This window comes from Phreatobacter sp. (assembly GCF_022843985.1).
Lineage (GTDB): Bacteria > Pseudomonadota > Alphaproteobacteria > Rhizobiales > Phreatobacteraceae > Phreatobacter.
Map to the genome: position 1 here is coordinate 1 of NZ_JALHMP010000019.1, position 26,722 is coordinate 26,722.

Annotated in this window: 24 protein-coding genes; 8 read left to right on the top strand and 16 right to left on the bottom strand. The window is 68.2% G+C overall.

Going from position 1 to position 26,722, the window contains the following annotated elements; translation table 11 throughout:
- Together Q0C57_RS13790 and purC are read right to left on the bottom strand one after the other, a co-directional pair.
- On the bottom strand, positions 1-390 hold a 390-nt coding region (locus Q0C57_RS13790; protein ID WP_296577009.1), incomplete at its 3' end, for a hypothetical protein.
- 10 nt (positions 391-400) lie between these two features.
- A complete protein-coding gene (gene purC / locus Q0C57_RS13795; RefSeq protein ID WP_296577010.1) occupies positions 401-1,189 on the bottom strand; it encodes a phosphoribosylaminoimidazolesuccinocarboxamide synthase in 789 nt (262 codons plus the stop codon).
- A gap of 329 nt (positions 1,190-1,518) precedes the next feature.
- Between purC and Q0C57_RS13800 the strand changes: the two genes are divergently transcribed.
- Both Q0C57_RS13800 and Q0C57_RS13805 read left to right on the top strand, forming a co-directional pair.
- Positions 1,519-1,839, top strand: a complete 321-nt coding sequence (locus Q0C57_RS13800; RefSeq protein ID WP_296577011.1) for a DUF1476 domain-containing protein — start codon at positions 1,519-1,521, stop codon at positions 1,837-1,839.
- 187 nt (positions 1,840-2,026) lie between these two features.
- Positions 2,027-2,989 carry a DMT family transporter gene (locus Q0C57_RS13805; RefSeq protein ID WP_296577012.1) on the top strand — a complete coding sequence of 321 codons (963 nt, stop codon included), beginning with the start codon at positions 2,027-2,029 and terminating at the stop codon, positions 2,987-2,989.
- Between the two features lie 3 nt (positions 2,990-2,992).
- Here the strand turns inward: Q0C57_RS13805 and Q0C57_RS13810 are convergent, their stop codons facing one another.
- On the bottom strand, positions 2,993-4,186 hold the full coding sequence (locus Q0C57_RS13810) for a TrmH family RNA methyltransferase (RefSeq protein ID WP_296577013.1): 1,194 nt from the start codon (positions 4,184-4,186) through the stop codon (positions 2,993-2,995).
- A gap of 127 nt (positions 4,187-4,313) precedes the next feature.
- Here Q0C57_RS13810 and Q0C57_RS13815 point away from each other — a divergent pair, with 127 nt between their 5' ends.
- Positions 4,314-5,594: an MFS transporter gene (locus Q0C57_RS13815; protein WP_296577014.1), complete on the top strand. Its 1,281-nt coding sequence runs from the start codon at positions 4,314-4,316 to the stop codon at positions 5,592-5,594.
- Positions 5,595-5,598: 4 nt separating this feature from the next.
- On the opposite strand, the gene Q0C57_RS13820 is transcribed toward Q0C57_RS13815, so the two are convergent.
- The gene (locus Q0C57_RS13820) at positions 5,599-6,786 is read right to left on the bottom strand and encodes a nitrate/nitrite transporter (protein ID WP_296577015.1); all 1,188 of its coding nucleotides are present in this window, start codon (positions 6,784-6,786) and stop codon (positions 5,599-5,601) included.
- 301 nt (positions 6,787-7,087) lie between these two features.
- Here Q0C57_RS13820 and Q0C57_RS13825 point away from each other — a divergent pair, with 301 nt between their 5' ends.
- Entirely contained in the window at positions 7,088-8,308 is a 1,221-nt protein-coding gene (locus tag Q0C57_RS13825; protein WP_296577016.1) for an NADP-dependent isocitrate dehydrogenase, read from the top strand.
- A gap of 114 nt (positions 8,309-8,422) precedes the next feature.
- On the opposite strand, the gene Q0C57_RS13830 is transcribed toward Q0C57_RS13825, so the two are convergent.
- Positions 8,423-8,761 carry a hypothetical protein gene (locus tag Q0C57_RS13830; protein WP_296577017.1) on the bottom strand — a complete coding sequence of 113 codons (339 nt, stop codon included), beginning with the start codon at positions 8,759-8,761 and terminating at the stop codon, positions 8,423-8,425.
- Between the two features lie 158 nt (positions 8,762-8,919).
- Here Q0C57_RS13830 and Q0C57_RS13835 point away from each other — a divergent pair, with 158 nt between their 5' ends.
- Positions 8,920-9,363 carry a GNAT family N-acetyltransferase gene (locus Q0C57_RS13835; protein WP_296577018.1) on the top strand — a complete coding sequence of 148 codons (444 nt, stop codon included), beginning with the start codon at positions 8,920-8,922 and terminating at the stop codon, positions 9,361-9,363.
- A gap of 12 nt (positions 9,364-9,375) precedes the next feature.
- Here the strand turns inward: Q0C57_RS13835 and Q0C57_RS13840 are convergent, their stop codons facing one another.
- The 3 genes from Q0C57_RS13840 to recA form a co-directional block, all read right to left on the bottom strand.
- The gene (locus Q0C57_RS13840) at positions 9,376-10,539 is read right to left on the bottom strand and encodes a cyclic nucleotide-gated ion channel (protein ID WP_296577019.1); all 1,164 of its coding nucleotides are present in this window, start codon (positions 10,537-10,539) and stop codon (positions 9,376-9,378) included.
- 83 nt (positions 10,540-10,622) lie between these two features.
- Positions 10,623-13,280, bottom strand: a complete 2,658-nt coding sequence (gene alaS / locus Q0C57_RS13845) for an alanine--tRNA ligase (protein ID WP_296577020.1) — start codon at positions 13,278-13,280, stop codon at positions 10,623-10,625.
- A gap of 288 nt (positions 13,281-13,568) precedes the next feature.
- Entirely contained in the window at positions 13,569-14,648 is a 1,080-nt protein-coding gene (gene recA / locus Q0C57_RS13850) for a recombinase RecA (RefSeq protein ID WP_296577021.1), read from the bottom strand.
- 277 nt (positions 14,649-14,925) lie between these two features.
- On the opposite strand from recA, the gene Q0C57_RS13855 reads away from it, so the two are divergent.
- Both Q0C57_RS13855 and Q0C57_RS13860 read left to right on the top strand, forming a co-directional pair.
- A complete protein-coding gene (locus Q0C57_RS13855) occupies positions 14,926-16,554 on the top strand; it encodes a fumarate hydratase (protein ID WP_296577022.1) in 1,629 nt (542 codons plus the stop codon).
- Positions 16,555-16,673: 119 nt separating this feature from the next.
- Entirely contained in the window at positions 16,674-17,138 is a 465-nt protein-coding gene (locus Q0C57_RS13860; protein WP_296577023.1) for a hypothetical protein, read from the top strand.
- A 6-nt stretch (positions 17,139-17,144) separates the two neighbouring features.
- Here Q0C57_RS13860 and Q0C57_RS13865 read toward each other — a convergent pair whose 3' ends face one another.
- The 8 genes from Q0C57_RS13865 to flgB form a co-directional block, all read right to left on the bottom strand.
- A complete protein-coding gene (locus tag Q0C57_RS13865) occupies positions 17,145-19,271 on the bottom strand; it encodes a DUF294 nucleotidyltransferase-like domain-containing protein (protein ID WP_296577024.1) in 2,127 nt (708 codons plus the stop codon).
- A gap of 36 nt (positions 19,272-19,307) precedes the next feature.
- Positions 19,308-22,016: a cell cycle histidine kinase CckA gene (gene cckA / locus Q0C57_RS13870; RefSeq protein WP_296577089.1), complete on the bottom strand. Its 2,709-nt coding sequence runs from the start codon at positions 22,014-22,016 to the stop codon at positions 19,308-19,310.
- Between the two features lie 133 nt (positions 22,017-22,149).
- The gene (gene flhB / locus Q0C57_RS13875; protein ID WP_296577025.1) at positions 22,150-23,217 is read right to left on the bottom strand and encodes a flagellar biosynthesis protein FlhB; all 1,068 of its coding nucleotides are present in this window, start codon (positions 23,215-23,217) and stop codon (positions 22,150-22,152) included.
- A gap of 3 nt (positions 23,218-23,220) precedes the next feature.
- On the bottom strand, positions 23,221-23,961 hold the full coding sequence (gene fliR, locus Q0C57_RS13880; protein ID WP_296577090.1) for a flagellar biosynthetic protein FliR: 741 nt from the start codon (positions 23,959-23,961) through the stop codon (positions 23,221-23,223).
- Between the two features lie 93 nt (positions 23,962-24,054).
- On the bottom strand, positions 24,055-24,321 hold the full coding sequence (fliQ, locus tag Q0C57_RS13885) for a flagellar biosynthesis protein FliQ (RefSeq protein ID WP_296577026.1): 267 nt from the start codon (positions 24,319-24,321) through the stop codon (positions 24,055-24,057).
- Between the two features lie 9 nt (positions 24,322-24,330).
- Positions 24,331-24,639, bottom strand: a complete 309-nt coding sequence (gene fliE, locus Q0C57_RS13890) for a flagellar hook-basal body complex protein FliE (RefSeq protein ID WP_296577027.1) — start codon at positions 24,637-24,639, stop codon at positions 24,331-24,333.
- Between the two features lie 4 nt (positions 24,640-24,643).
- Positions 24,644-25,054, bottom strand: coding sequence for a flagellar basal body rod protein FlgC (flgC, locus tag Q0C57_RS13895; RefSeq protein ID WP_296577091.1), 411 nt, complete (start codon positions 25,052-25,054; stop codon positions 24,644-24,646).
- 17 nt (positions 25,055-25,071) lie between these two features.
- On the bottom strand, positions 25,072-25,497 hold the full coding sequence (gene flgB / locus Q0C57_RS13900; RefSeq protein ID WP_296577028.1) for a flagellar basal body rod protein FlgB: 426 nt from the start codon (positions 25,495-25,497) through the stop codon (positions 25,072-25,074).
- 211 nt (positions 25,498-25,708) lie between these two features.
- Between flgB and Q0C57_RS13905 the strand changes: the two genes are divergently transcribed.
- Entirely contained in the window at positions 25,709-26,635 is a 927-nt protein-coding gene (locus Q0C57_RS13905) for a flagellar biosynthetic protein FliO (RefSeq protein WP_296577029.1), read from the top strand.
- Positions 26,636-26,722: the final 87 nt, after the last annotated feature.

Here is a 26,722-nt window from a genome sequence, read left to right on the forward strand (position 1 = left end):
GCGGTTGCCCTCGGCGAGTCGCGTCACCAGCCCGGCCGGCTGGCGCAGGTTGCGCATCAGCGTCCGCGCCTCGGCGCCGCGCGCCTCGATCACCGCCACGGCGATGCGTTCGGGACAGGCCGCCGCCGGGCAGGCGCCGACCGAGACGGGCGTCACGGTATCGCGGGTGATCCAGGCGCCGGTGGGCACGAAGACCCAGGGATTGTCGGCATCGCGCGCGGCGATGTCCGGGCGCGTCGTCACCCCCTCCACCGCCACGGGCACATAGGCGCAGGAGGCGAGGACGACGGTGGCGAAGACGGCGAGGAAGCCGGCGCGGAGCAGGACGAAGGTCTCACCGGCGGCAGCCGCCGGTGCATCGAGGGTCGGCCTGCGCGCAAGAAGGCGCATGGCGCAGCGGTCACTGCACCAGGACGGGACCGGTCGGGCGCTCGTTCTCGCCCATCACGCCCAGCCGGCGCGCCACTTCCGTATAGGCCTCGATCAGGCCGCCGAGATCCTTGCGGAAGCGGTCCTTGTCCATCTTGTCGTTCGACTTGATGTCCCAGAGCCGGCACGAATCGGGAGAGATCTCGTCAGCGACGACGATGCGCATGACATCGTTCTCCCACAGGCGGCCGCATTCCAGCTTGAAGTCGATCAGGCGGATGCCGGCGCCCAGGAACAGGCCCGAGAGGAAGTCGTTGACGCGGATCGCCAGGGCGATGATGTCGTCGATCTCCTGCGGAGTCGCCCAGCCGAAGGCTGTGATATGCTCCTCGGACACCAGCGGATCGTTCAACGCGTCGTTCTTGTAGTAGAATTCAATGATCGAGCGCGGCAGCTGCGTGCCCTCGTCGATGCCGAGGCGCGTCGACAGCGATCCCGCCGCGACGTTGCGCACCACCACCTCAAGCGGGATGATCTCGACCTCGCGGATGAGCTGCTCGCGCATGTTCAGCCGACGGATGAAATGCGTCGGCACGCCGATGTCGTTCAGCTTCGAGAAGATATACTCGGAGATGCGATTGTTAAGCACGCCCTTGCCGTCGATCACCTCATGCTTCTTGGCATTGAAGGCGGTCGCGTCGTCCTTGAAGTGCTGGATCAGGGTTCCCGGCTCGGGGCCTTCGTAGAGAACCTTGGCCTTGCCTTCGTAGATGCGGCGACGGCGGCTCATGGGGATATACCGTGTCTTGAGGAAGTCCATCTTTCACCAGGTGTCCGGTTTGCCGGTCTCCGGCGACGGGGCAGACGGACGATCGACGCGCACCAATCAGAATCGGGCGCGCTGAGCCCTTGCCCGCTGGGCCTTCCTATCCGATCGTTCGCGATTGCACAATGAAGTCGGTCGAAGCTGGCCAAGGTCGACCCGGCATCGGCGCGCGCTGCCCTGCGTGAAAACGCGTGGTGCGACGCCTTTGCTCTCGCCAAGGTGGGGAGGGCGCGCCTATATGCAAGCCTGAGCGGGGCCATGCCCCTTCCCGGCGGGTCCGACGATCCGCTAGAGATGACGGACCCGAGCCCGAGGATACGCCCATGAGCACCTTCGACAAACGTCAGGAAGGTTTCGAGAAGAAATTCGCCCATGACGAGGAACTGCGTTTCAAGGCCACGGCCCGGCGCAACAAGCTCCTCGGCCTGTGGGTCGCCGAGAAGATCGGCAAGACCGGCGAGGACGCCGAGGCCTATGCCAAGAGCGTCGTCATGGCCGATTTCGAGGAAGCCGGCGACGACGACGTGTTCCGGAAGGTGAAGGCCGACCTCGATGCCGCCGGCTCCGACCAGTCCGACCACCAGATCCGCCGCACCATGGACGAGCTGATGGCCACGGCCATTGCCCAGATCCAGGCGAGTTGAAGCGCCGGCAACCACCTGTTCGACCAGAGGCCCCTGGACGATGTTCAGGGGCCGTTGACGTTGTCGACGGCGCTGTCCGCGTCACGGCGGCGTGCTGGGCGGCGGCACCCCGCAGGCGCGCCGCAGCCCTGTGTGCGAAGCCCTTGCCGACGGCCGCGGGCCGGTCCATTGCAGCCTGACTCGCTGCATGCGCTTCGCCCCGGTTGGTGTCATGGCCCTCGATGAGCCGGCGGCAAGACCGCTCCCGTCCCCCTCCCCGTCCTCCTCCCCGGCCGCCGGCCGCGGCCGGCTGATCGGCTTTGCCTGCGGCGCCGGGGCGGCGCTGATCTGGGGTATCCAGGCCGTCGTTTCCCGGCAGTCGGTCGCTGACGGCCTCGGCCCGGTCGATGTCACGGTGCTGCGTTTCGTCACCGCCGCCGTGGCTCTCCTGCCTTTTGCCCTGATGCGGCTGAAGCCCTTTCCCGTCGGGCGTCTCGGCTGGCGGAAGGCCCTGATCCTGACCTTCTTCGCCGGCGCCCCCTTCTCCACCGTGCTGGTCGGCGGCTCGACCTTCGCCCCCGCCCTGCACACCGCGGTGATCGCGCCGAGCCTCATCCCCGTGGTCACCGCCCTCCTCGCCTATGCGGTGATGGGCGAGAAGAGCCCACTCGGCCGCATCGTCGGCCTGGCGCTCATCGTCACCGGCATCGGCCTGTTTGCCGGTCAGGGGCTGTTCCAAGGCGGCCAGGAGGGTGCCTGGCGCGGCGACCTGCTCTTCGTGCTGGCCTCCACCATGTGGGCCATCTTCGGCCTGCTGGCAAAGCGCTGGGGGGCCGACGCTTTCGACCTCACCATCTCGCTGTCCATCCTGTCGCTCGCCGTCCTGCCGCTGCTGGCTTTTGTCGTGCCGCTGAAACTCGCCGGCGCCAGCCTATCCGCCATTGCCCTGCAGGCCGGCTACCAGGGCCTGCTGGTCGGCGTCGCTTCCGTGTTTCTCTATGCCAGCGCCAACCAGACGCTCGGGGCGGCGCGCGCCTCGCTCTTCCTGCCTTTGGTGCCCGCCATTACGGCGGTGGCGAGCGCCATCCTGCTCGGCGAATGGCCCTCGGCGCTGGAACTGGTCGGCATGGTCATCGTCATGGCCGGCATGACCATCGCCATGCGCGCCTGACGGTCAGGCCGCGCCGCCCGCCAGTAGCACCTCGAGCCGGTCGAGCGCCGCAGGCGGATCAGCCTCCACGCCGCGTGCCTCCATGACGATGATGCGGTAGCCGCGCGCGGCGAGCCAGGCGCGCTTCTCGGTCCGCCGCTCGGCCGCCTCGTCCCCTTGCGTATGCGGATCGAAATCGATGACGACGCGCAGGTCGAAGGAGACGAGATCGGCCACGTGCGGGCCGATCGGCACGGCGCGCTTGAAGCCGCGGCCGGCGAAACGGCGGTCCTTGACCATCACCTCCCACAGCGCCTTCTCGGCCTCGGTCGGGTTGCGGCGGATGAGGCGGGAAATGCCGCGGATCGGCGCCGTGCCGCCGCTCAGGCCCTTGGTCGAATCGGCGAGGAAATTGCGCAGCGCCTCGGCGCCGTCCGGCGTCAGGGTGGCGCCGCGCGCCGGGCCCTTGGCACCCTCGCCGAGCGCCGTGACGACACCGTGCAGCGTCGCCACGTCCTGCTGGGTCGGCTGCATGCGCTGGAAGATGTTGCGCAGGTTGATGACCATGCCCTCGCGCTTTTCCGGCGGGCGGAAGAACTCGACCCGGTCCAGCGCCTTCTCCAGCGAGGCGAAAAAGGCCAGCATCTGCGACTTGGTGGCGGGCTCGGAGCGCTCCTCCCCCTGATGCGGCAGCACCGCGCCATGGGCCTGGGAGAACCATTCGTAGCCGAGCACCAGCACCGCCTGAGCAAGGTTCAGCGACGAGAAGGCCGGGTTCACCGGATAGGTCAGGATGGCATTGGCCAGCGCCACCTCGCCGGCGAGCAGGCCGTTCCGCTCGCGGCCGAAGACGACGCCCACCGCCTCCCCCGCCGCAACCCGCGTCACCAGCCCTGCCACGGCCTCCCGCGGTCCGACGACCGGCTTGACCTGGTCATGGCCCCGCGCCGTGGCGGCATAGGTATAGGTCAGTTCGGCGATCGCCTCCTCGAGGGTCGCATAGACCTCCGCCTCGTCGAGGACGCGGTTCGCCCCCGAGGCCGCCGGATAGGCCCGCGCCTGGGGCCAGCCGTCACGGGGCGCCACCAGCCTGAGCCGCGACAGCCCGAAATTCGCCATGGCGCGCGCCGTCGTGCCGATATTCTCGGCCATCTGTGGCTCGACCAGGATGACGACGGGGCTGCCCGTCAGGGGGGCGGTGGGAGAGGAAAGCGTCATGGGCTCTGCGGCTGGCCTGCGAAGCGGCGCCTATACCGGCAAATGACCTTGGAGGGAATTGGCCCCGACGTCGCGAGGGGCCATGATGGCGCCACGCCGCGGCGAGGCCGCGCGGGAGGATGAGAGCATGCGCCTGCCCCTCTACTATGGCTGGGTCATCGTCGCGGTGACCTTTGTCACCATGGGGATCGGGGTCAATGCCCGCACCGCATTCTCGCTGTTTTACGCCCCCATCATCGACGAGTTCGGCTGGGACCGCGGCCTCACCGCCGGCGCCTTCTCCTTCGGCTTCCTGGCTTCGGCGGCGCTCTCGCCCCTGATGGGCAAGCTGATGGACCGCACGGGTCCGCGCACCGTGATGGAGCTCGGCGTCGTGCTGATGGGCGCCGGCCTGCTCCTCGCCCCACTCACCACCCAACCCTGGCACCTCTATCTCACCATCGGCGTCCTCGTCGGCGCGGGTTCGGTCTGCCTTGGCTATTCCGGCCAGTCGCTGTTCCTGCCCAACTGGTTCGTCCGCAACCGGGGCCTCGCCGTCGGCATCGCCTTCGCCGGCGTCGGGATCGGCTCGGTGACGCTGCTGCCCTGGGTCCAGACCATGATCGACGGCGCCGGCTGGCGGCAGGCGAGCATGGCGATGGGCCTCTTGATCCTTGTCGTCCTCGCCCCGCTCAACCTGCTGCTGCGCAAGCGCCCGCAGGACATGGGCCTCGAACCCGACGGCGACGCGACGCCGCTGCCCAATGCGGAACCGCCGCGCTCCAACGTCGTCGACGCGGCCTGGGCCGCCACCGACTGGACGCTGCGCCGCGCCCTCGCGACGGCGCGGTTCTGGTGGCTGGCACTCGGCTATTTCGGCGCGCTCTATGCCTGGTACGCGGTGCAGGTGCACCAGACCAAATATCTGGTCGAGATCGGCTTCGGCTCCACCGCCGCCGCCTGGGCCCTCGGCTTCGTCAGCCTGCTCGGCATTCCCGGCGGCATCGCGCTCGGCGCCCTCTCCGACCGCATCGGCCGCGAATGGATCTGGTCGATGTCGGTCGGCGGCTTCGCCCTCTGCTTCATCGCCCTCATCGCGCTGGAGAAAAACCCCTCCTTCCTCCTTGTCTACGCCATGGTCGCCGTCCAGGGCTTCCTGGGCTATGGCCTTACCTCGATCCTCGGGGCGGTGGTCGCCGAGATTTTCCAGGGGCGGCATTTCGGCACGATCTTCGGCACCCTGATGTTCGTGGCCCTCTCCGGCGGCGCAGCCGGGCCCTATGTCACCGGCCTGATCCACGACCTCACCGACAGCTACCGCCTGGCCTTCATGATCGGCATCGCCATGAGCCTTGTCTCCGCCGCCGCTATCTGGCTCGCCGCCCCGCGCCGGGTGCGCGTGGTGGCGGGGCGGATGAAGCCTGCGTGAGGGATCAGCGCCGCGCGCTCGCCGGCGTTAGCGCATAGACGACCGTCGCGGCCAGCAGCACCGCCGCCAGCACCGCGTGCATGCGGGCGAAGGCGGCGGCCTCGCCCAGGCCCTCGGTGCGGCCGAGGTCGATGAGCCAGCCCGAGCCCGTCTGCACCAGCGCTGCGCCGCCGATGAAGAGGAAGTTCATCAGCGTCATGCCGCGCCCGACCAGGTGGTCGGGGAAGAAGGGACGCATATGCGCCATCAGGATCGTATAGCTGAAGCCGCAGAAGCCGATGGCGACGAAGGCGAGCGCGGCCCAGAACGCCGTCTGCACGCCCGAGATGGCGAGCGCGGCGAGAATGCCGACGAGGGCAAGATTGCCGAGGAGGGCGATCGCCTTGGCGAAGCCCCAGCGGCTCTCGATCCAGCCGAACAGGAAGGCGCTGGCCGTCATGGCCAGCGCCATGAACAGCGCCACGTCGCCCTGCGCCAGAGCATCGAGCCCGACGACCTTTTCGAGGTAGGGCGCCACCCACAGGCCGCGCAGCGTCACGGTGATGGCATAGCTGAAGATGACGATGGGCACGAAGGCCCAGATGACGCGGCTGGCGACGATCTGGCCGATGCCGGCAAAAATGCCGCCGTCCGCTTGACGGGCGAGCTGCGGCGGGTCCTTGAGGAACAGCACTGCCATGACGAAGGCGAGCACATAGAGCCCGCCGAGCCCCATCATCGCCTGGCGCCAGCCCCAGGCCTCGGCGGCATAGGCGAGCGGCGTCGTGCCGATGAGATTGCCGATGGAGCCGAAGCCGAGCAGGAGCGAGGCGAGGAAGCCGAAGCGGTGCGGCGCATTCACCCGGGCGAAGACATAGAGCGCCCCCATGAACACCGGCGAGCAGCCGACCCCGATCAGCCCCATGGCGAGGGCCCCGACCACGGCATTGGGCGCGAAGGGAAACAGGGCGACCCCGATGCCGCCCACCGCCATCAGCGGCAGCACAGTGCGCCGCGGCCCCAGCGCGTCGAGCGCCCATCCCACCGGAAACTGCATCAGCGCGAAGACGATGAACCAGGCTGAACTCATCGCCGCGAGTTCGGTCGCGCCGATCTGCATGTCGCCCATGATCTTCGTCGCCAGCACCGAGAGGAACGAGCGGAAGAAGATCGAGAGGATGTAGGCGAGGAGAAGGGCGGCGAAGGTCTGCATCGGCGTCCGCGTCGGAAGGCTCGGCAGCGGGAGCTGGTGCCGGGCGCGGCGATGCTCTTAGCCGATCCGGAAGCAGGCGGTCAGCAGCTTTTGCGGGGGGCTGTCATCTGCGCAGTGGTGCCGGAGGAGGCCATGGCCCGCCGGCTTTGCCCGCGCTTGTCCGACCTTCTTCTCCCTTACCCCCCGCCCACGCCTCTGCTATGAGGCGCGCGCCAGTCGCGGGGGCCCGGGCTCACAGAGCGCATGTCCGGTGCACCGAGACTGAGTCCCCTCTGCTCCAGCGCTCTCAAACAGGCCGACCATGTCGAAGATCAAGGTCGCGGGAACCGTCGTCGAACTCGACGGCGACGAGATGACCCGCATCATCTGGGACCTCATCAAGAAGAAGCTCATCCACCCCTATCTGGATGTGAATCTCGAATATTACGACCTCGGCGTGGAGCACCGCGACGCCACCAACGACCAGGTGACGATCGATTCGGCCAACGCCATCAAGAAGCACGGCGTCGGCGTCAAATGCGCCACCATCACCCCCGACGAGGGCCGCGTGAAGGAATTCGGCCTGAAGGAAATGTGGAAGAGCCCGAACGGCACCATCCGCAATATCCTCGGCGGCGTCATCTTCCGCGAGCCGATCATCTGCAAGAACGTGCCGCGCCTCGTCCCCGGCTGGACCCAGCCGATCGTCGTCGGCCGCCACGCCTTCGGCGACCAGTATCGCGCTACCGACTTCAAGTTCCCCACCGCCGGCACCCTGACCATCAAGTTCGTCGGCGACGACGGCAAGGTCATCGAGCGCGAGGTCTTCAAGGCCCCAGGCTCGGGCGTCGCCATGGCCATGTACAACCTCGACGAATCGATCAGGGATTTCGCCCGCGCCTCCTTCAACTATGGCCTGGCCCGCGGCTATCCGGTCTATCTGTCGACCAAGAACACCATCCTGAAGCAGTATGACGGCCGCTTCATGGAGATTTTCCAGGCCATCTTCGACGCCGAGTTCAAGGCCGAGTTCGACAAGAAGAAGATCCATTACGAGCACCGCCTGATCGACGACATGGTCGCCTCGGCGCTCAAGTGGTCCGGCGGCTATGTCTGGGCCTGCAAGAACTATGACGGCGACGTGCAGTCCGACATCGTCGCCCAGGGCTTCGGCTCGCTGGGACTGATGACCTCGGTGCTGCTGACGCCCGACGGCAAGACCGTCGAGGCCGAGGCCGCCCATGGCACCGTGACGCGCCACTACCGCGAACACCAGAAGGGCAAGGAGACCTCGACCAACTCGATCGCCTCCATCTTCGCCTGGTCGCGCGGTCTCGCCCATCGCGCCAAGCTGGACGACAACGCCCAGCTGAAGCGCTTCGCCGAGGAGCTGGAGAAGGTCTGCATCGACACTGTCGAGGCGGGCTACATGACCAAGGATCTCGCCCTGCTCATCGGCGCCGACCAGAAGTGGCTCTCCACCACCGGCTTCCTCGACAAGGTCTCGGAGAACCTCTCCACCGCCATGGGCAAGTGGAGCTGACGCACGGTTCATCCGCAGCAACGACAGAGCCGTCCGGAGCGATCCGGGCGGCTTTTTCCTGGCCGGAACGGAACAGGCCGATGCGGCCCTGCAGGCGCGACGCCGCTGATGGCCTCAGGCGAAGAAGTCGAAATTCCCGCCGAGCCCGCCGCCGTTGAGGGCCTTGGTCGTCGCCTCGTCGGCCTTCGAGGGCGTGTCCCTCGCCCAGGCGGCTCGCGCCATGGCGATGGTCATCGAGGCCTCGATCCCCTCATTGGTCGCCGCGAAGAGGCTGTCGGCATTGCCGGTATCGATGCCGAAGATGGAGAGCGCGGCATTGGTGGAGGGATCGACGCCGAAAATCTGGCTGGTCATGGCTGACGAGTTCGCCAGCCCCTGCGCCGCGCCGAAGCTGCGGCTGGTGCGGAACGACTGCATCGTGTCCCAGGCGCTCGGGCCCAGACTGGAGACCATGTCGGAAATCCTTTCCTCGACTCCATCATCGCCGCGGAGCCTTAACATTGCGTTGCCGCCCGCGGCCGGACCGATCACCGGCCGTGATGGCGGCGATGACGAAAGCGCTCTGGACTGGCGCCCGCGGCGCGCCACACTGGCGGGCCAAGGAGGAACCCATGAGTCTGACCACCCGCGAACTGACGCCCACCGACCGCGCCGCCTGGGAACCGCTCTGGCGCGGCTACCAGGCCTTCTACAAGGTCGACATTCCCGCCGGCGTGACCGATGTCACCTGGGCCCGTTTCCACGACCCGAAGGAGCCCATGTGGGCCTATGGCGCCTTCCAGGGCGAGCGCATGGTCGGCATCGTCCATGCCGTGCTGCACCGCTCCTGCTGGACCGCGGAGGACTATTGCTACCTGCAGGACCTCTTCGTCGATCCGGCAGTGCGGGGCAGCGGCGCCGGCCGCGCCCTCATCGAGAAGGTCTACGCCATCGCCAGGGAGAAGGGCGCCGGCCGTGTCCACTGGCTCACCCACGAGACCAACGACGCCGCCATGCTGCTCTACGACCGCATCGCCGACAGATCCGGCTTCATCCAGTACCGCAAGATCTTCTGACCCGGCAGCGCCTCAGGCTCCCCGGTCATCTCCCGCGATCCGGGTCTCGGCCACCGCCGCAATGACCAGACCGATGGCCGGTCGCGTCGTCATCAGATGGTGCAGTTCCTCGGCATCGAGGGCCAGCACCTTGACCCGGCTGGTCGCCCTGACCGTCACGTCCATCGGCGTGCCGTGAAGGACCGCCGCCTCGCCGAAGCAGCGGCCGGCGCCGAGGGTGTGGTGCATCTCGCCCGCCTGCACCTCCACCTCGCCCTCGGCGATGACGAACATGGCATGGGCCGGCTGGCCGGCCCGGCAGATCAGCGCGCCGGGCTCATAGGTGGCGCTGGTCACCGCCCGCATCACCTCGGCGACGGAGGCGGCATCCAGCCCGGCGAAGAGCGGCACGCTCGAAACCATGCTCCAGGTGACGACGAAATCGCGGCGCTGGATCTCGCGGGCGAAAGCCGTGGCGATGATGCCGACCGGCAGGGCCAGCATGACGATGCCGAGCACCGCTGTGACGCCGGCGATGAGCTTGCCGGCCGGCGTCACCGGAAAGACGTCGCCATAGCCGACCGTCGTCAGGGTGATGACCGCCCACCACAGGGCGTCCGGGATGGTGGCGAACTTGTCCGGCTGCGCCTCCTGCTCGGCAATCCGCATCGTGGCGGCCACGATTACCAGGGCGCCGAGAAAAATCAGCAGCGAGGCGCCGAGCGCCCGGCGCTCGCTCCACAAGGCATCAACGAGGCTGGCGAAACCCGGCGAATAGCGCGCGAGTTTGAAGAAGCGGACCAGCCTGAGAAGCAGCAGGAAGCGCAGGTCGAGATCGAAGATGAGGCCGAGATAGAATGGCACGATGGCCAGCATGTCGATGACCATGCCGGGCGAAAGCGCCGCGCGCAGACGCGCGCGCAACGGGGAAAGGCCCCGATAGGGCGGATGCTCGGGCGCCGCCCACAGGCGCGCCAGATATTCCGCCGTGAAGGCGGCGACCGACGCGACCTCGAGAACCCGGAACTGCCACCCATAGGCACTGGCCACCGCGGGCAGCGATTCCAGCACCACCGCCGCGACATTGACGATGACCAGCGCGATCAGCGACCCGTGGACGACGTCGGCGAAGGCCGAGCCGGCAAGACCCTTGTCGAGCAGTTCATAGACCCGTCGTCGCAGCCCCGCCGCCGCCATGATCCCCCCGTCGCCGGACCGACACCGCGACACCTTGCCGCGCCGGGGCCCGGCGCGTCAAACCGGGCCGGTGCGACAGCGTCTCAGGCCGCGGCGAGCGCGGCCTCGATGGCGGCGAGCGCCGCCTCGGCCTGGTGACCGTCCGGACCGCCGGCCTGGGCCATATCGGGACGGCCGCCGCCGCCCTTGCCGCCTAGCGCCTCGGAGCCGATCTTGACCAGATCGACGGCATTGACCTTGCCGGCGAGGTCCGCGGTGACCCCGACGACGATGCCGGCCTTGCCGTCCGCGGAGACACCGACAATGGCGACGACGCCCGAGCCGATCTGGGTCTTTCCGGCATCGGCGAGGCCCTTCAGGTCCTTCATCTCGATGCCGGAGACGCTTTTGGCCATGAGCCTGAGGCTGCCGACCGTCTTCACCGGATCGGCGCCGGCGGCGCCGCCGCCCATGGCCAGCTTCTTCTTCGCCTCGGCGAGTTCGCGCTCCAGCCGGCGACGGTCCTCGACCAGGGCCTCGACCCGGGCTTCGACATCGGCGACGGAGGTCTTGACGAGGCCGGCGACCGCTTCCAGCCGCCGCGCCTGTTCGGCGAGGTGGCGCCGCGCCGCATCGCCGGTCATCGCCTCGAGCCGGCGCACGCCGGCGGCGACGGCCCCCTCGCCCACCACGGTGACGAGGCCAATATCGCCGGTGCGCGCCACATGGGTGCCGCCGCAGAGCTCGACCGACCAGCCGGAGGCGGTCGACCCGGCCGGCGCCGGCCCGATGGAGACCACGCGCACCTCGTCGCCATATTTCTCGCCGAACAGCGCGCGAGCGCCGGAGGCGATGGCATCCTCCTGGCCCATCAGCCGGGTGACCACCGGCGCATTGGCGAGCAGCACGCGGTTGGCAATGTCCTCGACACGGGCGAGGTCCTCGTCCGCGATGGGCTTGGGATGGGAGAAGTCGAAGCGCAGCCGGTCGGGCGCGACCAGTGAGCCCTTCTGCGCCACATGGTCGCCGAGGACCTGGCGCAGCGCCTCGTGCAAGAGATGGGTGGCCGAATGATTGGCGCGGATGGCCGCGCGGCGCGCGTGGTCGACGTCGAGCTGAACCGCCTGGCCGACGGCGAGCCGCCCTTCCGTCACCGTCACGGCATGGACGAAGAGATCGCCGAGCTTCTTCTGCGTGTCGGTGACGGAGGCCTTCACCCCCTCGCCGCTCATCACCCCGCGATCGCCCTGCTGGCCGCCGGATTCGCCGTAGAACGGTGTCTGGTTGAGGACGACGAGACCGCTCTCGCCGGGGGCAAGGCCCGCCACCTCGGCACCATCGCGGAGGATGGCGAGGACCTGGCCTTCCGCCGTCTCGGTGTCATAGCCCAGGAACTCCGTGGCGCCGGTCTTCTCCTTGACCGCGAACCAGACCGTGTCGGTGGCCGCCTCGCCAGACCCGGCCCAGGCGGCGCGCGCCTTCTGCTTCTGCAGCTGCATCGCCGCCTCGAAGGCGGCGGTGTCGACGGCGATGCCGCGCGGCCGCAGCGCATCCTGGGTGAGATCCAGCGGGAAGCCGTAGGTGTCGTAAAGGGTGAAGGCGGTCTCGCCTGAGAAGGTGGCGCCGTCGCCGAGGCCGGCCGATTCGGTATCGAGGATCGACAGGCCCCGCTCCAGCGTCTTGCGGAAGCGGGTTTCCTCGAGGCGCAGCGTCTCGCCGATCAGGCTCTCGGCACGCACCAGTTCGGGATAGGCCTGGCCCATCTCGCGCACCAGGACCGGCACCAGCTTGTGCATCAGCGGCTCCTTGGCGCCGAGCAGCGAGGCGTGGCGCATGGCGCGGCGCATGATGCGGCGGACGACATAGCCACGGCCCTCGTTGGAGGGCAGCACGCCGTCGGCGACGAGGAAGGAGGCGGCGCGCAGATGGTCGGCGATGACGCGGTGCGAGACCTTGTGGGCACCGTCCGGCGCGACGCCGGTCTCCACGGCGCTGGCCCCGATCAGGGCGCGCATGAGGTCGATCTCGTAATTGTCATGGGTGCCCTGGAGCACGGCGGAGATGCGCTCGAGGCCCATGCCCGTGTCGATGGAGGGGCGCGGCAGATGGGTGCGGATGCCGCCGGCCTGTTCCTCATATTGCATGAACACGAGGTTCCAGATCTCGATGAACCGGTCGCCGTCCTGCTCGGCCGAGCCGGGCGGGCCGCCCCAGATCTGGTCGCCGTGGTCGTAGAAGATCTCCGAACAGGGGCCGCAGGGCCCGGTATCGCCCATGCGCCAGAAATTGTCCGAGGTCGGGATGCGGATGATCTTGGAATCCGGCAGGCCGGCGATCTTCTTCCACAGGTCATAGGCCTCCTGGTCCTCGGAAAAGACCGTGACGAGGAGGCGCGACACCGGCAGCTCGTATTCCCTGGTGATCAGCGTCCAGGCATGGGCGATGGCCTGTTCCTTGAAATAGTCGCCGAAGGAGAAATTGCCGAGCATCTCGAAGAAGGTGTGGTGGCGCGCCGTATAGCCGACATTGTCGAGGTCGTTGTGCTTGCCGCCGGCACGGACACATTTCTGCGCCGTCGTCGCCGTCGTGTAGGGCCGCTTCTCGACGCCGGTGAAGACGTTCTTGAACTGGACCATGCCGGAATTGGCGAACATCAGCGTCGGATCGTTGCGCGGCACGAGCGGCGAACTCTCCACCACGGCATGGCCGTTCTTGGCGAAGAAATCGAGGAAGGTCTTGCGGATCTGGTTGACGCCGGTCATGGCCCGAACTGAGAGGTTGCGGCCGGGCCCGGGACGAGCGCGGCCTGAAATGGGGTCGGCGCGTGTTCTAGACCATTTTTGGCCGGAGGAAACCGGTTTCGATGGCACTCCCCTGTCCGTGACGCCGGAAGGGCCTGGCGGCGGCGCCCGGCCCCGCTCCGGCGGTGCGGGAAAAGCTCCGGCCTCCCCGCAGCACGGGGGGCCCGGACCCCGCGCGAATCCACCCCTTGGACGCACGAAAGGCCGGGAGAACCCGGCCTTCGCGAGAGCGGGACAGGCGCGAAGGACTCAGTCCGGGCTGTCGACATCGCCGTCCGGATCGACCTCGCCGAGGATCTTCTCGGCGATCAGGCCGGCATTCTGACGGATCGCCGCCTCGATCTTGCCGGCCATGTCGGGGTTCTGCTTGAGGAAGGTCTTGGCATTCTCGCGGCCCTGGCCGAGGCGCTGGCTGTCATAGGAGAACCAGGCGCCCGACTTCTCCACCACCCCGGCCTTGACGCCGAGATCGATGAGCTCGCCCATCTTGGAGACGCCCTCGCCATACATGATGTCGAACTCGACCTGCTTGAAGGGCGGCGCCAGCTTGTTCTTCACCACCTTCACGCGGGTCTGGTTGCCGACCACCTCCTCGCGGTCCTTGATCGCGCCGATGCGGCGGATGTCGAGGCGCATCGAGGCGTAGAACTTGAGGGCATTGCCGCCCGTGGTCACTTCCGGCGAGCCGTACATGACGCCGATCTTCATGCGGATCTGGTTGATGAAGATCACCATGGTCTTCGACTTGGAGATCGAGGCGGTCAGCTTGCGCAGCGCCTGGCTCATCAGGCGGGCCTGCATGCCCGGCTGGTTGTCGCCCATCTCGCCCTCGAGTTCGGCGCGCGGCGTCAGCGCCGCAACCGAATCGACCACCACCACGTCGATGGCGCCCGACCGCACCAGCGTGTCACAGATCTCCAGCGCCTGCTCGCCGGCATCGGGCTGGGAGATCAGAAGGTCGTCCAGATTGACGCCGAGCTTGCGGGCATAGACCGGATCGAGCGCATGTTCGGCATCGATGAAGGCGCAGACCCCCCCCGTCTTCTGCGCCTCGGCGATCGTGTGCAGCGCCAGCGTGGTCTTGCCGGAGGATTCAGGGCCATAGATCTCGACCACGCGGCCGCGCGGCATGCCACCGATGCCGAGCGCGATATCGAGACCGAGCGAGCCGGTCGAGATCGCCTCGATCTCGATCAGCTTCTCGTTCTTGCCGAGCCGCATGATGGAGCCCTTGCCGAAAGCGCGCTCGATCTGGGAGAGAGCGGCGTCCAGCGCCTTGGTCTTGTCCATGGATGAACCTTCGACGAGTCGCAGTGCGGCCTGACTCATGGCGGTAGCTCCCCTGTGCTGGCAAGGCCTGATGGCCGAAACCTCACTTAAATCGACCGTACACGGTTTGTTCCAGCTCGCAAGTTCTTTTTTTGTTCTCACCACCCCTGCTGACACGATCCGGCACCGGGGCCCTGCCCTTCGCCCGGCGCGCTTCGCCCCACCCGGGGCCTGCCCTACGTTGGAACGCCTTCAAACTGGCGCGGCGATGGCTTAAGGGATTGGCCTCACCTCGGCCGGGACGCCCAATCCCGGCCTCATCGACGGGACCGCCCTGATGAACGCACCGCTGGCTGCCGGCGCCTATTCGCTCTTCCCCCTGGCCAAGGACGAGACGGTCTATCGCAAGCTGACCGGCGAGGGCGTCCGGGTCGAGACCGTTCTGGGCAAGGACGTGGTGGTGGTGGACCGCGAGGCGATCCGCCTGCTGTCCGAACAGGCCTTCATCGACATCAACCACCTCCTGCGTCCCGGCCACCTCGCCCAGTTGCGCCGCATCCTCGACGATCCGGAATCCACGGCCAATGACCGGTTCGTCGCCTATGACCTCCTGAAGAACGCCAATATCGCCGCCGGCGGCGTGCTGCCCATGTGCCAGGACACCGGCACCGCCATCATCATGGGCAAGAAGGGCCGGCTGGTCTGGACCGAGGGCGAGGACGAGGCAGCCCTCGGCCAGGGCGTGCTCGACGCCTATGCCAAGAAGAACCTGCGCTATTCGCAGGTCGCCCCGCTGTCGATGTTCGAGGAGACCAACACCCGCAACAACCTGCCGGCACAGATCGAGCTCTATGCCGAGGGTGAGGACGCCTACAAGTTCCTGTTCATGGCCAAGGGCGGCGGCTCGGCCAACAAGAGCTTCCTGTTCCAGGCGCCGCCCTCCATCCTCACCCATGACCGGATGATCAAGTTCCTGCACGAGAAGATCCTGACGCTGGGCACGGCCGCCTGCCCGCCCTACCACCTCGCCATCGTCATCGGCGGCCTCTCCGCCGAGCACACGATGAAGACCGCCAAGCTCGCCTCCGCCCGCTACCTCGACGGCCTGCCGCAGCAGGGCTCGGAATTCGCCCATGCCTTCCGCGATGTCGCCATGGAGGCCGAGATCCACAAGCTGACCCAGGCCATGGGGGTCGGCGCCCAGTTCGGCGGCAAGTATTTCTGCCACGACGTGCGCGTCATCCGCATGCCGCGCCACGGCGCCTCGCTGCCCATCGCCATTGCCGTGTCCTGCTCGGCCGACCGCCAGGCCCTCGGCAAGATCACCCGCGACGGCGTCTTCCTCGAGGAGCTGGAGCACCATCCGGCCCAGTACCTGCCGGAAATCGACGAGAGCGCCCTCGGCGGCGGCGTCGTCAAGATCGACCTGACCAGGCCGATGTCCGACATCCTGGAGACCCTGTCGAAGCACCCGATCAAGACCCGCGTCTCGCTCACCGGACCGATGATCGTCGCCCGCGACGCCGCCCATGCCAAGATCCGCGAGCGGCTCGACCGCGGCGAGCCCATGCCGGACTATTTCAAGAACCACCCGGTCTATTATGCCGGCCCGGCCAAGACCCCGGCAGGCTATGCCTCCGGCTCCTTCGGCCCGACCACGGCCGGCCGCATGGACGGCTTCGTCGACCAGTTCCAGGCCGCCGGAGGCTCCATGGTCATGCTCGCCAAGGGCAACCGCTCCCGCGAGGTCCGCGAGGCCTGCGCCAAGCATGGCGGCTTCTATCTCGGCTCCATCGGGGGACCTGCCGCCCGCCTCGCCCAGGACTGCATCAGGAAGGTCGAGGTGCTGGAATATCCCGAGCTCGGCATGGAGGCGATCTGGAAGATCGAGGTCGAAGACTTCCCCGCCTTCATCGTCGTCGACGACAAGGGCAACGACTTCTTCAAGGAGCTCAATCTCGGGTGAGGCATTGAGCAGGTCAGAGGGGCCCGGGCTGTTTCTGAGCGGAAACATGGCGTTCCCCGGCTGAAATCCCGGGGAAACGGGTGCGGCGCATCTGTGTCGCCAACACGGAGCCCCTCGCCATGCGCAGCCCGCACGTCACCGTCGCCTCCTCCCGCACCACCGGCGCCGATGCCCATACGCTCGCCCTGATCGCCTCCTCCCTGGTGGCGGCCACCGCCATCGCCTTCCTCGCCATGGTGATCACCGCCTGGCCGGCCAAGGCTGGCGGCATGGGCGAGGCGCCGGGCCGGCTGGCGCTTGCCGCGGCGGGCCCGGCGATGGCCGGCCAGGATACCGGGCGCTGCGAGGCGGACCTCGTCCTCACCGATATCCGCCTGCGCCAGGCCACCGAGCGGCTCGCCGCCACCCGCACGGCGCCGGTGCCGCAGCGCTGCACGGTCTTTCGCAGCCATGTCGGGGTGATGCAGGCGGCGGCCGACGTCTTCCGCCGCTGCACCCACGGTCGCCATCGCCAGGAGAATGTCGGGCAGATGCAGGGCTCGATCGCCGACTGGAACGAGATCATCGCCCGCAACTGCCGCTGACGCCCCTCACGCCGAGAACAGCAGGTCCTTCACCGTGTCGCCGACATGGGCAAGGTCGCCTAGCGCTGCCTTCAGGCGCGCTTGGCCGACCCGACCGAGAATGGCGGGATCGACGCGGTTGCCCGGCGGGCGGCCGGCGGCGAGATCGGCCACCTGCTGGCGCAGGATGGCGTCCACCAGCACGCCATGGGCTTCCATCCAGCGCGTCAGGTCCTCCGCCGCGCCGATCTGCCGGTCGCGCAGCGCCTCCAGCCGCTCGCGGGTCGAGCGCAACCGGATGTCGTGGCGCAGGGCGAGGCAGCGCGCCGCCGCCACCACCGGGAACAGGCCGCCCATCTTCAGGTCCACCCGCCCCTCGCTGAGCCTGATACCGCCGAACAGCGTCAGCGGAGGGCGGTGCTCGCCGATCTGTTCGGCCAGCAGCTTGGCCAGCAGCGGTGCCCGGTGCGCCGCCTCATAGGCTTCGTCGAAGAGCGTCGCGGCCAGCGCCATGTCGCCGTGGACGGCGCGGAAGTCGAAGACGATGTCGACCGCCAGCAGGTCCTCGGGCCGTGTCTTGGCGATCCAGCCGGCGATGCGCGCCCGCCAGTCGTCGATCGAGCCGCGGAAGCCGGGATTGCGGGCCATCACACCGCCCTTGCAATAGGCAACGCCGGCCGCGTCCAGCATATCGGCGAGATGCTCGCCGAACCGGGCGAACCAAGCATCGGCGGCTTCCGGGTCGTCGGGAACGGCGGTGACCACCGCATTGTCCTGGTCGGCGGCCAGCAGGCTCTCGCCGCGCCCCACCGAGCCCAGCACCAGCACCGCATAGGCAACCGGCGGCGGACCGGCGCCCTCGGCCAGCATCATCGCCTCGGCCTCGCGGGCGGCGGTCGCCGTCAGCGCCCCGATCTCGTGGCTGACCACGGCGGCGATGGCGGTGGCTGAGACCTCCTCCTTGATCAGCCGGCGGGCAACCTCCGGCATCCGGGCGAAGGCGGCGGCGAGCGCCGGTGCGCCCTTCGCGGCGGCGATCGCATCGCCCAGCATCAGGGCGTCGCTCGCCCGCATCCGCAACAGGTCGCGGGCCGACAGGGCGCCGACGATCCGGCCGCCCTCGTCGGTCACCGCCAGGTGGCGCACCTTCAGCCGGTCCATGCGGCCGATGGCGCGATAGACGAAATCCATCGCCGCGACGCTCTCCAGCGGCCGCGACGCAAAATCCGCGACCGGCCGTTCCAGCGCCGCAGCGCCGCCGCCTGTCACCGCCCGCATGACGTCGCGCTCGGTGACGATGCCGGCCTCCGCCGCCAAGGGCCGGTCGGCGCCGGCGACGAAGACCGAGGAGACGCGCCGGTCCATCATGGTGCGCGCCGCCTCCGCCACGGTCGTCTCCGGCGGCACCACCAGCGGCGGCTGGCCCATGACGTCACCGACGCGGTGGCGGAACGGATAGGAATCGATCCGCGCCAGCGCCCCCTCCTCGACGGAGCGCGGCGTCAGCGCCTGCGGCTCGACCCAGCCGGCGCGGGCGAAGCCGTCCAGCGCCCCGGTCAGTTGCCGGCAGGCGGCATGGGCCTCGCCGACGGTGCGGATGCCCTTCTCCTTGAGGACCGGAACCAGTCCAACGAAGATGGCGCCGGCGCTTTCCGCATCGCCCACCGCATCGTGCCGACCGGCGCTCTCCAGCGTCACGCCGAGCCGGCTGGCGAGGATTTCCAGTGAATAGCCGGCGAGCGAGGGAAAGCAGAGCTCACCGAGCAGGCGCGTGCAGAGCGCCGGAGGCGGTTCGAAGGACAGCCCGGCGCGCTGGCATTCCCCACGGAACAGGGCGAGATCGTAGCCGATCGTGTGGCCGATCACCGGCCGGCCCTGCCGGAAGGCCTCGAAGGCCGCGAAGGCGTCGGCGAAGGTGGCGGCGCCGGCCACGTCGGTATCGCCGATGCCGTGGATCGCGGTGGCGGAGGCCGGGATCGGTTCGCCGGGATCGACCAGGCGCTCGAAGCGCTCCTCACGGACGATCCGCCCCTCGCTGAGGGCGACGGCGCCGATCTGCACGATGCGCGCCTTGGCCGGGTCGAGCCCGGTCGTTTCCGTGTCGACGACGACGGCATCAAGGGCGATCAGCGGCTGGACGGAACGGGCCGACATGGGATCAGCCTAGTCCCGGCCGTCCAAACCCGCCAGTCAGCCTTTCGCCTGTTCCTTCACCGCCTCAATGAGCTGTTTCAGCGAGAAGGGCTTGGGCAGGAAGGCGAAGGCCTGGCCTTCCGGCAGGTCGTTCTTGAAGGCCTCCTCGGCATAGCCGGAGACGAAGATCACCTTGATGCCGGGATTGGTCTTGCGCAGCTCGCCAAGCAGGGTCGGGCCGTTCATCTCGGGCATGACGACGTCCGAAACGACGAGGTCCACCGTGCCGCCATGTTCCGCCATCACCTCCAGCGCCTCGACGCCGGAACCGGCTTCCAGAACCGTATAGCCGCGCGAGGCGAGGGCCCGGGAAGCGAAGGCGCGCACCGCCTCCTCGTCCTCGACCAGCAGGATGGTGCCGGCACCCGTGTCGTCCCGCGGCGGAATTGCAGTGGGGGTCGGCGGAGCGACCTCCACCGACGCGGGCGGAGCGGCAACCTGAGCGTCCGCGGGCTCCGCGCCGGCCTCGGACTCGCCGGCGACGAGCATCGCGGCCGGAGCGGAGGGCGTCTGCAGGGCAACGGGGGGAGCCTGCGGTACGGCCGGCTCGGCACTCTCGACATGGCGGGGCAGGAAGACCCGGAAGATGGTGCCGCGGCCGACCTCGCTGTCGACGAAGACATAGCCGCCCGACTGCTTGACGATGCCATAGACCGTCGACAGACCGAGGCCGGTGCCCTTGCCGACCTCCTTGGTCGAGAAGAAGGGGTCGAAGATCTTCTGCTTGATGTCGTCGGGAATACCGGTGCCGGTATCGGTCACCTCGATCATCACCGCATCGCTTTCCGGCATGTCCACCGGGTCGTCCTTGGAGCGGTGGCGGGCGATGTCGGCGGCCAGCACATTGGCGGTGCGGATGGTCAGCTTGCCGCCGTCCGGCATCGCGTCGCGGGCATTGACCGCGAGATTAAGGATCACCTGCTCGAGCTGGGTCACGTCGGCACGGATCGGCCAGAGGTCGCGGCCATGGATCATGTCGAGCCCGACGCGCTCGCCGAGGGAGCGGCGCAGCAGCATCGACAGGTCGGACAGGACGTCGCCGAGCTGGACGACCTGCGGACGCAGGGTCTGCTTGCGCGAGAAGGCGAGGAGCTGGCGCACCAGGCTCGCCGCCCGGTTGGCGTTCTGCTTGATCTGCATGACGTCGTTGAACGACGGGTCCGCCGGCTTGTGGTCCATCAGCAGGAGATCGGCATGGCCGATGATCGCCTGCAGCACGTTGTTGAAGTCGTGGGCGACGCCGCCGGCGAGCTGGCCGACGGCATTCATCTTCTGCGACTGTGCGAACTGCTCCTGCAGCTGGCGCAGCTCGGTCGTCTCCACCGCATAGACGATGGCGGCTTCGCCCGGTTGCTCGGGGTCATCCACCGGGGCGACAAAGAAATGACAGAAGCGGTTGGCATTGCCCTGCAGCGCGCCGTCGACGGCGGCAAGGTCGCCCTTGCCGGCCGCAGCCTCGCCGATCGCCTGTGTCAGCGCCGGACGCGAGCTGTCCTTTACCAGCGACAGGATGGAGCGCGGTCCGGCCTGCGTCGCCGGGGCGACCTCGGCGAGCATGCGGGCGAAGATCGGATTGGCTCGGCCGACATGGCCCTCGCGGTCGACGGTCGCGATGGCGAGCGGCGAGGAATTGAAGAAGCGGGCAAACCGGACCTCGGCGGCCCGCAGGCTGTCGCCGCTGTCGGCCGACCGTCCGCGGTTGATGACCAGCGTCCGCGAGGCTCCCGGCGTGCCGTCGGCGGAGAAGGCGACCTTGTGCAGGAGGCGCACCGGCAAGGCCTCGCCGGAGCGGCGCTTCAGGTCGAGGTCGAAGGTCGCCGTGGTCACTTCCGAGGGCTTAGCCGGGACGGTGCGCAGGAGGGCCGCGGCATCGGCGGCGAGGATGTCGGCGAGGGCCAATCCGCCGGGACCGACCTCGGTCAGATCATGGTCGAGCCAGCCGGCCAGCGTCGCGTTCATGTAGGCGATGTCGCCGCTCGGCTCCATGGAGAAGAAGCCGGCGGGCGCATGGTCGAGGAAGTCGATCGCCTTCTGCAGGGTCTCGAAGGCGCTCTCGGCGCTCTGGCGGTCGCGGGTGATGTCCTCGACGGTCCAGACGCTGGCGCGGCCGCCGCCCTTGATGCGGCCGGCCCCCTCCCCGGACATCGGGCGCACCTTCAGGCGCAGCCAGCGGGCATCCTCGGCCTCGGCGCGGCGCACCTCCTCCTGGTGGCGGCGCCCCTCGCGGGCGGCCTGCGACAGGCGGTAGATGGCCTCCGATACCTCGGGAGCGCCGGTAAAGGCCCGCTCGACGGCGCGCACATCCTCGTCGCCGGAGGCTCCCGTCATGGCGAGATAGGCGGGGTTGGCATAGAGGACGCGGCCCGAGGGATCGCTCACCACCACCGCCTCGCCGGCGCTGTCGACCATCGCCTTGGTGAAGTCGTTGCGGTTGTCCTCGCTGGCGAAGCGCAGGATGCCGGAGGCATAGGCGAAGAGCGAGAAGACCCCGCAGACCGCGAGGCTGGCGAGCAGCCCGATGACATAGGGATAGGCGTTGTCGCGGCCGATCATCAGGAAGAACAGGGCGGCCCCGACCAGCACCACAGCGACGACCAGCACCATGGCCGTCGAGCCCGACTGCTCTGAGCGGTCGACCGCACGGCGCGCCGCGGCGAGGGCCGGGGGCGCACGGTCGGCGCGGATGTTCTTGTCGGCGAAGGCCATGGCAGGGGAAGAGCCGTTGGTCAGGGTCAGCAAGAATCCAGGTCCGATTCTCACTCCCTAGTGGTGCCGCGTCGCCGTCCTCGAGGCAAGGGCGGCGGCGCCTCAGGGGCGCGCAATTTGCAGCACGCAGCACCTAGCTGAGCTGGCCCTTGAGCCGCATCACGTAGCCGATCACCTCCGCCACCGCCCGGAAATGCTCCTCCTGGATCGGCTGATCGATCTCGACGCTGGCGTGCAGGGCCCGGGCCAGCGGCACGTTCTCGACGATCGGCACGTCGTTGGCGGTCGCCAGTTCGCGGATCTTGAGGGCGATCTGGTCCATGCCCTTGGCGACGCAGACCGGGGCGACCATGCCGGCCTCGTATTTCAGCGCCACGGCATAATGGGTCGGGTTGGTCACCACAACGGTGGCGGTCGGCACATTGGCCATCATCCGCTTGCGCGAGCGCTCGCGGCGCAGCTGCTTGATCTTGCCCTTGATCTCGGGATTGCCGTCCGACTGCTTGAATTCCTCCTTGAGGTCCTGGATCGACATTTTCTGGCGGTTGTACCAACGCTGGTACTGGTAGACGTAGTCCGCCAGCGCCAGGATCGTCAGGATCGCCACCACTGCGATCAACACGGTCATTACGATCGAGAACGTGTGCGGCAGAAGCATCTCGACATCCATGCGCACCAGGCTGTCGATGGTCCCGCGCTGCGGCCACAGCACCGCGAAGATGACGACGCCGAGGATCAGGATCTTGGCGAGGCCCTTGACGAAATTGACGATGGCATCGAGGCCGAAGATCCGCTTGAAGCCGGCCAGCGGCGAGATCTTCGACAGTTTGGGCTTGAGGCTCTCGGCCGAGAAGACCAGCCGGTGCTGCACGAGATTGGCGCCGACACCGGTCAGGAAGAGGCCGAGCATCGGCAGGCCCACCGCCACAACGATGGCGAGGATCAGCGACATCAGCAGCTGCATGAGAGCGGAGCGGTCGATGGTGACGAGGTCGGCATTGGCGATGAGGTTCTTCAGCGGCACCGCCAGCCCGCTCGCCGATCCCGCCGCCATGGTCGCGACGATCAGCGTGGATGCAAACAGCAGAAACCAGGCGACCAGATCCTGGCTCTTGGCGACGTCGCCCTTCTGCAGGGCATCGTCGAGCTTCTTCTGCGTCGGATCGAGTGTTTTCTGGTCTTTGTCCTCTCCCTCGGCCACCGGCTACCTCCGGTTGACCGCCATCTCGCCCAGGATCGCTTCGAGACTGCCCATGTAATGGGACATCATGACCGACAGGACGAGAAGGAGGATGAAGAAGCCGACACCGATGGTCACCGGCATGGCGATGAAGAAGACCTGCATCTGCGGCATCAGCTTCGACAGGACGCCGAGGCCGATGTTGAAGACCAGGGCGAAGACCAGGAACGGCGCCGACAGCTGGATGGCGATGAGGAAGGAACGGGCCATCACCATGGTCAGGAACTGCGCCGCGTCCCCCGAGGCCGGCAACTGACCGGGCCGGATGATGGTGAAACTGTCAGAGATCGCCGCGATGATCAGGTGATGCAGGTCCGTGGCGAAGACCAGCGCCAGGCCGACCAGCGACAGGAAGGTGCCGATCACCGCGCCCTGTTGTCCCTGGGTCGGATCGACCTGCATGGCAAAGCCGATTCCCATCGCCTGGGCGATGACGACACCGGCGGTCAGCAGCGCCGAGACGGCGATGCGCGCCGCCATGCCGAGGGTGAAGCCGACCGCGATCTCCATGAGCAGCACCATGAGGACGCCGCCGGGACGGCCGATATCGATGTCGTAGAGCGGCCGGTGCAGCGGAAACAGCACGAGCGTCAGGAGCAGGGCGATGCCGAGCCTGACGCGCATCGGCAGCGAACGCTCGCCGAGCCCGGGCATCAGCGCCATCATGGTTCCGACCCGCGCGAAGACCAGCAGGAAGACGACCATGAGGTCCGGGGTGATCGGGACGGTCACAGGCGGGCGCCCCTCCTGGAGCTGGCCGGATCCCGGCGGGTCCTGGTCCCGCCGATCAAAGCTGATTCACCCGCCCGAGACCACCTTGGCCATGATCCGCGCCGTAACGCCGTTCATCATGTCGCCCATGAAGGGCAGCGCGATGATGAGGGTGGCGAAGATCGCCAGGATTTTCGGCACGAAGACCAGCGTCTGTTCCTGGATCTGCGTCAGCGCCTGCACCAGCGAGACGAGGACGCCGACCACCAGCCCGACCACCATCAGAGGAGCAGAAACGAGGATCACCGTGAGGATGCCGTCGCGGGCGACGTCGAGAATATCGGCGGGATTCATGGCCGTGTCCTAGATCTGCATCCGCATGATTTCATCGTAGGACTGCACGACCTTGTCGCGCACCGCCACGAGCGATTCGATGGCAACCTCGGTCTCCGCCACCGCCGTCACCACGTCGATGAGGTCGGCGCGGCCATTGGCCATGGCCCGACTGCGCTGGTCGGTGGTGCGGGCGGTCTGGTCGAGGCTTTGCACGGCGCTGCGCAGCATGTCGCCGAAGCCGTTGCCCTGGCCGGCCGATCCGGAGGCCCCTGCCGAGGGGGAGAACAGGCGGGCGGCTGTTGCATAGGCATTGGCGGCGATGGAAGAGGTCGACATGAGCTCAGCTTCTCAGCAGTTCGATGGTGCGCTGGATCATCCGCCGGGTGGAGGTGACCACGTTGAGATTGGCCTCGTAGCTGCGCTGCGCCTCGCGCAGATCCATGCTTTCCACCAGCGAATTGACGTTGGGGATCTTCACATAGCCGCGCGGATCGGCAGCCGGATGCTGCGGATCGAAGCGCGTGCGGAACTCGCCCTGCTGCTGGCGCACCGGGCCGAGCTGCACGGTGGTGGCCTGCAACTCGCGGTCGAAGGAGGTGCGGAACGTGGGCACCCTGCGGCGATAGGGGTCGCCGCCAGGCGTCTGCGCCGTCGAATTGGCATTGGCGATGTTCTCCGCCGAAATGCGCATCCGGCCGGCCTGGGCCCGCATGCCGCCGGAAGCGATGCGGATCGATTTGAGGAAGTCCATGGACATGCGCTGTCTCCTCAGCCTCTCTTGCCGATGGCGGTGCGGATGAGCCCCAGCGAGCGCTGGTAGAGTCCGGCGACCGCCTGGTAATCCATCTGGTTCTGCGCGACCTTCAGCATTTCATCCTCGAGATTGACGCGGTTGCCCTCGGGCGTCGCGACCTGACCGGCATCGCGGCGCACATCGAATCGCGTCTGCGCACTCGATGCGGTCTGGATGTGCCGCGGATCGGTGCGCATCGGCCCGGCCCCGATACTGGCGCCGGCTGTCGCGGTGGCGTAGCCGCGCGCCATCCGATCGAAATTGGGGGCCCGAAGGTCGCGCGCGCGAAATCCCGGCGTGTCCGCATTGGCGACATTTTCGGCCAGTATCTTCTGGCGATCCTGGTGCCAGCGCATGCGCTCGCGGAGCATGGAAAAGATCGGCACGTCGCTCGTCGCCATGGAATCCCCCGCGCCCCGTCGATAGGCAAAGGATGCCGGGTTCATGGTTAACGACCGGTTAATCGTTAAGGGACTTTCAACCTCTGCCCCGCCGGGTTAACCATCCGGCGAGGTCGAAGTCGGCAAGGCTTGCCGGGTCTGTTAACCTCAACATAGATTTAACGCGCGCTCTTCCGGGGTGGGCGTCCGGAATGCCATGGGATCGGTCTCGATGAACCTTCTCACCAATCTGCTCGGTCCCAACGCGCCCCTTGCCGCCACCTTCATCGTTGCCTTCGCGGCGGTGCTGGTGCTCATCGGCCTGACGGCGTGGATCTTTCGTCTCATCCGCGGCCGCGGGCTGGGCATCGGATCGGGCGGTCGCGGCCGCCAGCCGCGCCTCGCCGTCCTCGACTATGCCGACGTCGACCAGCGCCGCAAACTCGTGCTGATCCGGCGCGACAATGTGGAGCACCTCCTGCTCCTCGGCGGCCCGACCGATGTTGTCGTGGAGACCTCGATCGTCCGCGGCATGCCCGTCCAGGCCACCGCCCTGCGTGAAACCGCGCCCGCGCCGGCCTATGTCGAGCCGGATCCGCCGATGCCGCAGCCGCGCCCGTCACTGCGCGAGACCGCCCGCCAGGCCGCCGGCGAGCCGGTGACGGCACGGCCGGTCAATCTCGACATGCCACTGGCCCCGCCCCGTTCCGAGCCCATCCGTCCCGAGCCCGTCCGTCCCGAGCCCGTCCGTCCCGAGCCCGCCCGCGTCGCGCCGGCTCCCGCCGCGGTTCGCCCGGAACCGCCCCGCCCCGCCCCGGCAGCGCCTGCGGCCCGTGCGGAAGTGCCGCGCATCACGCCAGTCGTCACCCAGCCAGTCCGGGCGGGCACGCCGGTGCCACCGCCCCGTCCGGCGCCGCCCGCTGCTGCGGCCACCGGCGCCGATGATGTCGCGGCCCGCTTGGAAGCCGCCCTGCGCAAGCCGATCGGCACGGCATCGCCGCCGGCCGGAGCGAAACCCGCTGCACCGGCCGTACCGCCGCGACCGCAGCCGGCGCCCCCCGCCAAGGCCCTGTCGGCCGACGAGAAATCCGTCTTCGACAGCCTCGAGGAGGAGATGGCGGCTCTTCTTGGACGTGGACCGACACCGCCGAAGCCCTGACGCTCGGCCTCGCTGCCCGCACCAGGGGCAGCGCCATCGCCGCGTGCGATGGCGTGACCTAAGTAGCGCGGGACGAAATGTCCCACC